Genomic DNA, 7253 nt, shown 5'->3' with positions numbered 1-7253 from the left:
TCCGGCTTGAAGCACTCGCGCAGGGCGTACAGCGGGCTCGTGCCGATGTCGCCGTACACCACGCCGATGGCGAGCAGCGTCAGCACGGCGAGTCTCTTTCCGGTGGGATGCGGCTCGACGTGCGCCGGCGGGCTTTCGAGATTCGTCGCCGATTCCGTGGCTTTCGGGTGTTCGCCCGGCGGCGTCTCCTGCGGCGGTTCAGTCATGTAAGCGGATATGCGGGCTGACGATAGCCTCGGGGACCGCGAAATGGAAGCGGAATGGACCCCTCAATCGGGCACGTCGCTTGCTCTTGTAAGAGGCGTCGCCCGGATGGGCGGCCGACGGGCCTGACTCAATTTCGAAGAGGTGTATCATGAAGGACCTCAACCAGCGCGGCATCGAGAATCAGACCGAAGGCACGGCGAAGGAGATCAAGGGCAACATACGCAAGCACGTGGGCGACGCGTTCGACAACGAGAGCGAGCAGCTGAAGGGCTCCGCCGAGGAGCTCGAGGGGAAGGTGCAGAAGAAGTTCGGGAAGGCCGAGCGCAAGCTCGATCCGGATAACCGCTGACGCACTCATTACAAAAAGGCCCCGCTTCGGCGGGGCCTTTTTGGTGACTAGTCACAAGTCACTAGTCACTTTTTTCGGGGCCCCTCCCGGTGCATTCGCTCGAACCTGGCCTGCTGCTCGGGCGTCAGCAGGACCCTGAGCTGCCGCTGGGTGTCCTCGAAGATTGAATCGCGGCTGCGCCCGATTGAGTCGAGCTGGGGCCGCACCGGCGAGTACAGCGCGCGCCCCAGCGCGCGCTGCGCCTCCATCAGCGAGTCCACCCCCAGCCGCAGGGAGGCGGACAGACCCAGCTCCGCGGCGAACCGCTCGCGGTAGCTGCCCCGGTCGCCCTTGCACGGCTTCTCGGGGCCGGCGACCTGATGGGCGGCGAACCCGACCGCCCCGCCCGCGAGGAACACGCCGAGCAGGAAGACCATCGCCAGAGATTTCGATCGCTGCATTTACTTCTCCTTCCTCAGTGAGACACGACGAAGCGCAGCGTCTCGTCCCGTTGCCGGGCGGCGTCGTGCTCGATGTAGATGAACTCCGGCTCGCTCGCGATCTGGGTCATCGACGCGAACGACACCGGCTCGGTATCGCCGCGATTGGCCTGGAACAGCGCCGCGGCCACTATGAGCACGGCGGCAGCCGCCAGCAATCCCGGACGGGCCCAGCCCGCCGCGACCTGCAGCCAGCTGCCGCGCGCGCCGGCCGCGATCCGCGCCATGACCAGCATCTGGAGCCCGGCCCAATACGCGTCGTCGCCGGGTGCGGCGTAGCGCGCGCGCAGCGCGCGCGTCACCCGCGGATCCGCTTCGGCGGTGAATTCCAGCTCGTTGTCGGCCATCACCCCTCCCTCAAGTCGACCAGTACCTTTCGCAGCTGCCGCCGCGCGTGGTGCAGATCCGACCGCGCGGTTCCTTCCGGTATCCCCAGCATCCGCGCGATCTCCACGTGCGTGAAGCCCTCCACGTCATGCAGGACGATTACGGCCCTCGGCCGGTCTCCCAGCCCGCCCAACGCGCTCGACAATCTTCGCCGCAACTCCTCGCTCTCGCCAGGATCACTGAACCGGTCGGGCATGAACTCCGACAGCTCGTCCGCCTTCCTGATCTTCTTCCGCCGCGTTATGTCCAGCGCGGCGTTCGCGACGATCCTGCTGAGCCACGCTCCGAACGGCTCCTCCGGCCTGAACTTCCCCAGGGCCTGATACGCCCTGAGAAACGCCTCCTGCACGGCGTCCTCCGCGTCCTCGTGCACGTACACGATCGCTCGCGCGATCGCATACGCCTTCCGCTGATGCAGCGCCACCAGTCCGGCGAACGCACTCTGATCGCCCCGTTGGGCCGCGGCGACAAGCTCGCGCTCGGTAGCAGATGTACGCACCGGAGTGGTCAGGCGTTGAGATCGGGGACAGCTGGCAGCGAACAGCTAGCAGCTAGCAGCTAGCAGCTAGCAGCTAGCAGCTAACAACTGCGGTCGGCGTCCGGGGCCGCGGCTCTCAGTGCCCCGCTGCCGGGGCGGGAGCGGGCGTGCCCGTCGTGGTCGCGGCGGGAGCGGCCGCGTGCTCGGCGGCGTAGCTCGAGTTCGTCAGCTTCACGATGGTGAACACGATGATGAACAGGACGACCGCGCCGACGATGAGTCCGGTGAGCGCGGCGCCGAGGTCGGAGGAGCGAGGGGCAGTAGTGGTGGACATGGCTGGCTGGTGACTGGTGACTAGTGACTAGTGACTAGTGGAAGCGGAAAGAACGGAAAAACGCGGAAACGGCGGGTGTTGCAGCAGTTACTAGTCACTAGTCACTAGTCACTAGTCACCACTCTTCTGGACGGGCACACATCGTTCAGTACGCAGACGCCGCAGCGCGGCAGCCGGGCGACGCACACGCGCCGGCCGTGAAAGATTAGCAGGTGGGAGAAGATCGTCCAATCCCGCCGCGGCACCAGGGCCATCAGCTTCTCCTCGACCTTCACCGCATCTGTCTCGTGGGTCAGCCCCAGCCGGACGCTCACACGCCCCACGTGCGTGTCCACCACGATCCCCTCGGCCTTCTCGAACGCGTTCCCCAGCACGACGTTGGCGGTCTTCCGGCCCACGCCGCGCAGCGACGTCAGCTCGTCCATGCTGTCCGGCACCTTGCCGCCGTGCTGCTCGACCAACGCGGCGGACATCCCCTGGAGGCTCTTCGTCTTTGCGCGGAAAAACCCGGTGGACTTGATGATCTCCTCGACCTTCTCCGGGGGCGCCTCCGCCATCTTCTTCGGAGTCGGATAGGCCGCGAACAGCTTCGGCGTCACCATGTTGACGCGCTTGTCGGTACACTGCGCGCTCAGGATCGTCGCGACGAGGAGCTGGAACGGCGACTCGAAGTCCAGCTCGCAGTGCGCGCCGGGATACTCCTTCTTGAGCCGCCGGATTGTCAGGAGCGTGTGCTCGCGCAGCCCGGCCGCCGTCCTGCGGCGCCGCGGAGGAGCGGCGCCAGCGGCGCCAGCGGCGCGCTTCACGAGCCGCGGTGCCGGCGGGCGTGGGCGACGACTTCCGCCGCCGAGCCGCAGTTCAGCACGTCGCCTTTCTCCAGCCACCCTTTGCGCGCGATGGCGACGCCGAGCTCGACGTTATCGAGACCGTGGGTCGAGTGCGCGTCCGGGCCGATCTCGATCCGCACGCCGCGCTTCTTCGCTTCGTGGCAGTACGTCCAGTCGAGGTCCAGCCGGTGCGGGTCGGCGTTCAGCTCCAGCACGACGCCCCGCTCCGCGGCCTTCTCGATCACGGCGGTCATGTCGATCTGGTACGGCTCGCGCGTGAGCAGCAGGCGGCCGGTGGGGTGGCCGAGGATGGTGAGGTACGGATCGTCCAGCGCGCGCAGCACGCGCCCGGTCATCTCCGGCCCGCTCATGGAAAAACGCGAATGCACCGAGCCGATCACGTAGTCGAACTGCGCCAGCACGTGCTCGTCGTAATCCACGCGGCCGTCGGCGAGAATGTCGGCCTCGATTCCCTTGAGCACCACGAAGTCGCCCGCCGCGGCATTCAGCTCGTCGATCTCGTCGTGCTGCCGCCGGATCGCGTCCGGCTTGAGGCCGCCGGCGTAGAAGGCCGACACGGAGTGGTCCGAGATTCCCAGGTACTTCCAGCCGTGCGCCCGCGCGGCCGCCGCCATCTCGGCTATCGTCGCGCCGCCATCGGAGTACTGGGAGTGGCAGTGCAGCACTCCCTGGATGTCGCTCTCGACGACGAGTGCCGGCAGCGTGCCCGACGCGGCGGCGCCGACCTCGCCGCGCGCCTCGCGCAGCTCGGGCTCGATGAACGCGAGCCCCGCCGCGGCGAACAGCTCCGTCTCGTCGATCACGGGCAGCGTGGCGCCGTTGCGGCGCAGCTCGTCCCCGGCGAGAGTGAGTCCCTTTCTCTCCAACGCGGCGACGACCTCGTCGATGTGGGCCGCGCTCCCGGTGCCGCGCCAGAGCGCGACGGCGAACGCGGACGGCTCCACGCAGCGCAGGTCCACCCGCGTGCCGTCGACGTACCTGATGGAGACCGACGCCTGGCCGGCGCCGACCGCGCTGCGCACGCCGGGCGCGTGCGCGAAGGACGCGGCGACGGCCGCGGGATCGGCCGAGCACGCGGCGACGATGTCGATGTCGGCGATGATTTCCCGGCGCCGCCGCACGGAGCCCGCGATCTCGGCGCGCACCACGTCGGGATGCCGCCGGACGCCGGCGAGCACGCGCTGGGCCTCGGCGAACGCGTGCGGGAACAGCAGGAGCGCCCCTGTCTCCTTCAGGAACGCGATCCCCTTGAGAATCTTTTCCGCCGTCTTCGGCCCGAAGCGCGGGAGCCTGGCGAGCCGGCCGTCGCGCGCCGCCTCCTCGAGCTGCTGCACCGTCTCGACGCCGAGCCCTTCGTGGATCAGCCGGATCTTCGCTGTCCCCATCCCGGGGACGCGCAGCATCTCCAGGAGTCCCTCGGGCGTGTTCTCGCGGAGCCGCTCGAAGTAGGAGGAGTCGCCCGTCTCGACCAGCTCGCGCAGGACGGAGAACGTCGCGGCGCCGACGCCGGGCAGCTTGCGCAGCTCGCCCGACTTGTACAGCGGGGTTATGTCGTCGGCGTCGGTTCCGAGCACGGCGCGCGCGGCGATGTGATACGCGCGCGATTTGAATCTGTCCTCACCGTGCAGCTCCAGGAGCCCGCCGATCTGCGCCAGTACGTGCGCCGCGGTCCGGGAGTCCATGCGGATCGCCGCTGGTCCTAGCCTTCCACTCCGGCGACGTCCTTGAGCCGCTTCACGATGACCTGCAGCTGTTTCGTGATGATGTCCAACTCCTGGGCCGCGCCTTCGTTGTCCAGCATCCCGCCGCGCATCGAGATCGCGACGCGGTTCATGTACTTCACCTTCGCGAGGATCTCGTCCACGTTGCGGCGCAGCTTGACGTACCCGCGCTTCTCGGCGTGCGCGCGGTGGAAGCGGCGCGTGAGATTGTCCTTGGTCAGTTGCTGCGCGAGCGACACCGCCTCCTCGACCGTGCGCCCCGGGATGGCGCCGTGATCGCGGATCCCGATCTCGTCGGTGGATGCGTCTCCGAACCACAGACGGCCGATGTGCTCGATCCCGTCGTACGCGGTCTTGAGCGAGACGTTGTAGACCTTGCCGTCGACCTCGAGACTCGCGATGTGATGCCTGACCGCGCCGAGCTGCTCGGCCATCAATTGTGCCCCATGCCGGAACGGTGTGCCTCGGGACTGAGTCGCGTCAAGTGCGGTCATGCCGCCACGTCCTTCAGCCGGGAGACGATGTCCTGAATCTGGTCGGTCGCCAGATCGAGCTCCTGCTCCGCCGCGTCGACGTCGAGCATGCCTCCCCGCATCGAGATCGCGACGCGGTTCATGTACTTCACCTTGGCCAGGATCTCCTCGACCGAGCGCCGCAGGCGGATGTACCGCCGCTTCTCGGCGTGCGCGCGGTGGAAGCGGCGCGTGAGATTGTCCTTGGTCAGTTGCTGCGCGAGCGACACCGCCTCCTCGACCGTGCGCCCCGGGATGGCGCCGTGATCGCGGATCCCGATCTCGTCGGTGGATGCGTCTCCGAACCACAGACGGCCGATGTGCTCGATCCCGTCGTACGCGGTCTTGAGCGAGACGTTGTAGACCTTGCCGTCGACCTCGAGACTCGCGATGTGATGCCTGACCGCGCCGAGCTGCTCGGCCATCAATTGTGCCCCATGCCGGAACGGTGTGCCTCGGGACTGAGTCGCGTCAAGTGCGGTCATGCCGCCACGTCCTTCAGCCGGGAGACGATGTCCTGAATCTGGTCGGTCGCCAGATCGAGCTCCTGCTCCGCCGCGTCGACGTCGAGCATGCCTCCCCGCATCGAGATCGCGACGCGGTTCATGTACTTCACCTTGGCCAGGATCTCCTCGACCGAGCGCCGCAGGCGGATGTACCGCCGCTTCTCCGCGCGCGCGCGGTGGAAGCGGCGGGCGAGATCCTCCGCGTCCATCTGGCGGGCGGCGGCGAGAACGTCGTCCGCGGTTCGGCCGGGAATGACGCCGTAGTCGGGGATGCCTTCGACGTCCCGGACAGAGTCCGCGAACCAGAGTCTGCCGACATGCTCCACGCCATCATAGGCGATTCGCACGGAAACGTTGTGCACGCCGCCGTCTACCCTGAGAGTGCCCAGGTGGTGCCGGGTTGCGCGAGGGTCAAGCATCTGTCTCATCGAGAAAGTCAACCAATGCCGGAAAAAGCTGATCCGGGGCTTCTACATAGGGGACGTGGCCAGACCCCTCCAATAGTACAAATCGTGCGCCGAGCACGGCCGCGATTTCCCGGGAGGACTCCGCGGGGATCGGATCTTCCGAGCCGTGGACCACGAGCGCCGGACACTTCACGGTGCCGAGCGCGGCCCGCAGATCGTAGTCACCCAGACTTTCCCAGATCGATTTCTGCATTTTTCCGATTACCCGGAACGGAGTGAGCCGCGCGGCCTGCGCGGGATCGGCGAAGTAACCGGCGACGCTCAATTCGAAGGCGCGCTGGCGGTACGCCTCACGATCGATGTCCTGCAACCCGGACGCGGCAAGCTGCTCGCGCATGATCCGGATCCGGTCACTCTGCTGCCGTCGATTGAACTCAGTTTCGAACTCCTCCCGGTGCCGCCTGGTGGCCGGGGCGGGATCAATCAGCACCATGCGTCCCGGCCGCACGGCTACCCGTCCCGCCGCCGCCTCGACGGCGTAGAGCATCGCCAACAGTCCTCCCCACGAATAACCGACGATTGAGAGGGGTTCGAGGGCAAATTCTTTTACGACGGCCGCGAGGTCCTCCACCTGGGTCCGCCAGGTCACCGGGCCCTCATCGTCCTGTCGCGACCGGCCGCCGCCGCGCTGATCGTAGAAGATCAGCTCCCGATGGCGGGCCAGCTCCAGCATCTGCGGCAGGAGGTAGTCATGGCCGGCGCCCGGGCCGCCGTGCAGCACGAGCAACGGGGAAACGCCTTGCGGACCGTAGGCCGCCCAATAGAGCGGCACCGGAGTCTTCGCGGTGTAGCCATTGGCGCGCGGCGCGGGGATCGCTGCTGTCGGCATGGTCGGGGATGATACTCAGGGCCGGCTGCGAAAGGGCACCGCTGACGCCGAGAAACAAATGATCGAGGCTTTCGTCGCCGATGCGATTCGCCTGGAACCACGGGGCCCGGCGGCTTCTAACTTGCACGCCCCCCGA

12 protein-coding genes are annotated in these 7253 nt (G+C 67.4%); 1 reads left to right on the top strand and 11 read right to left on the bottom strand.

The genetic code is table 11. The annotated features are described in order from the left end of the window. On the bottom strand, positions 1 to 206 hold a 206-nt coding region (locus WEA80_11460), incomplete at its 3' end, for a KUP/HAK/KT family potassium transporter (protein ID MEX1187197.1). A 149-nt stretch (positions 207 to 355) separates the two neighbouring features. Between WEA80_11460 and WEA80_11455 the strand changes: the two genes are divergently transcribed. After that, positions 356 to 556, top strand: coding sequence for a CsbD family protein (locus WEA80_11455; GenBank protein MEX1187196.1), 201 nt, complete (start codon positions 356 to 358; stop codon positions 554 to 556). 65 nt (positions 557 to 621) lie between these two features. Here the strand turns inward: WEA80_11455 and WEA80_11450 are convergent, their stop codons facing one another. From WEA80_11450 to WEA80_11405, 10 genes are all read right to left on the bottom strand, one after another. Next, positions 622 to 996: a hypothetical protein gene (locus WEA80_11450; GenBank protein ID MEX1187195.1), complete on the bottom strand. Its 375-nt coding sequence runs from the start codon at positions 994 to 996 to the stop codon at positions 622 to 624. 14 nt (positions 997 to 1010) lie between these two features. After that, positions 1011 to 1382 carry a hypothetical protein gene (locus tag WEA80_11445; GenBank protein MEX1187194.1) on the bottom strand — a complete coding sequence of 124 codons (372 nt, stop codon included), beginning with the start codon at positions 1380 to 1382 and terminating at the stop codon, positions 1011 to 1013. Next, entirely contained in the window at positions 1382 to 1921 is a 540-nt protein-coding gene (locus WEA80_11440; protein MEX1187193.1) for an RNA polymerase sigma factor, read from the bottom strand. The genes WEA80_11445 and WEA80_11440 overlap by 1 nt, the downstream gene beginning before the upstream one ends. A gap of 115 nt (positions 1922 to 2036) precedes the next feature. Then, a complete protein-coding gene (locus WEA80_11435) occupies positions 2037 to 2234 on the bottom strand; it encodes a hypothetical protein (GenBank protein MEX1187192.1) in 198 nt (65 codons plus the stop codon). A 104-nt stretch (positions 2235 to 2338) separates the two neighbouring features. Further along, positions 2339 to 3040 (bottom strand): endonuclease III, encoded by a 702-nt coding sequence (gene nth / locus WEA80_11430; GenBank protein MEX1187191.1) that lies wholly within the window; start codon positions 3038 to 3040, stop codon positions 2339 to 2341. After that, positions 3037 to 4764 carry a DNA polymerase/3'-5' exonuclease PolX gene (gene polX / locus WEA80_11425; GenBank protein ID MEX1187190.1) on the bottom strand — a complete coding sequence of 576 codons (1728 nt, stop codon included), beginning with the start codon at positions 4762 to 4764 and terminating at the stop codon, positions 3037 to 3039. Before polX ends, nth begins: the two co-directional genes overlap by 4 nt. 17 nt (positions 4765 to 4781) lie before the next feature. Next, positions 4782 to 5237: a hypothetical protein gene (locus WEA80_11420; protein MEX1187189.1), complete on the bottom strand. Its 456-nt coding sequence runs from the start codon at positions 5235 to 5237 to the stop codon at positions 4782 to 4784. Between the two features lie 56 nt (positions 5238 to 5293). Continuing rightward, positions 5294 to 5740 (bottom strand): hypothetical protein, encoded by a 447-nt coding sequence (locus tag WEA80_11415; protein MEX1187188.1) that lies wholly within the window; start codon positions 5738 to 5740, stop codon positions 5294 to 5296. Between the two features lie 56 nt (positions 5741 to 5796). Then, positions 5797 to 6240, bottom strand: coding sequence for a hypothetical protein (locus WEA80_11410; GenBank protein ID MEX1187187.1), 444 nt, complete (start codon positions 6238 to 6240; stop codon positions 5797 to 5799). Then, positions 6233 to 7117 (bottom strand): alpha/beta fold hydrolase, encoded by an 885-nt coding sequence (locus WEA80_11405; protein ID MEX1187186.1) that lies wholly within the window; start codon positions 7115 to 7117, stop codon positions 6233 to 6235. Before WEA80_11405 ends, WEA80_11410 begins: the two co-directional genes overlap by 8 nt. Positions 7118 to 7253 lie beyond the last annotated feature (136 nt).

The organism is Gemmatimonadaceae bacterium, assembly GCA_040882285.1.
GTDB lineage: Bacteria > Gemmatimonadota > Gemmatimonadetes > Gemmatimonadales > Gemmatimonadaceae > JACDCY01.
The sequence above is the reverse complement of the archived record's forward strand: the minus strand, read 5'-3'. Positions and strand labels throughout refer to the sequence as shown.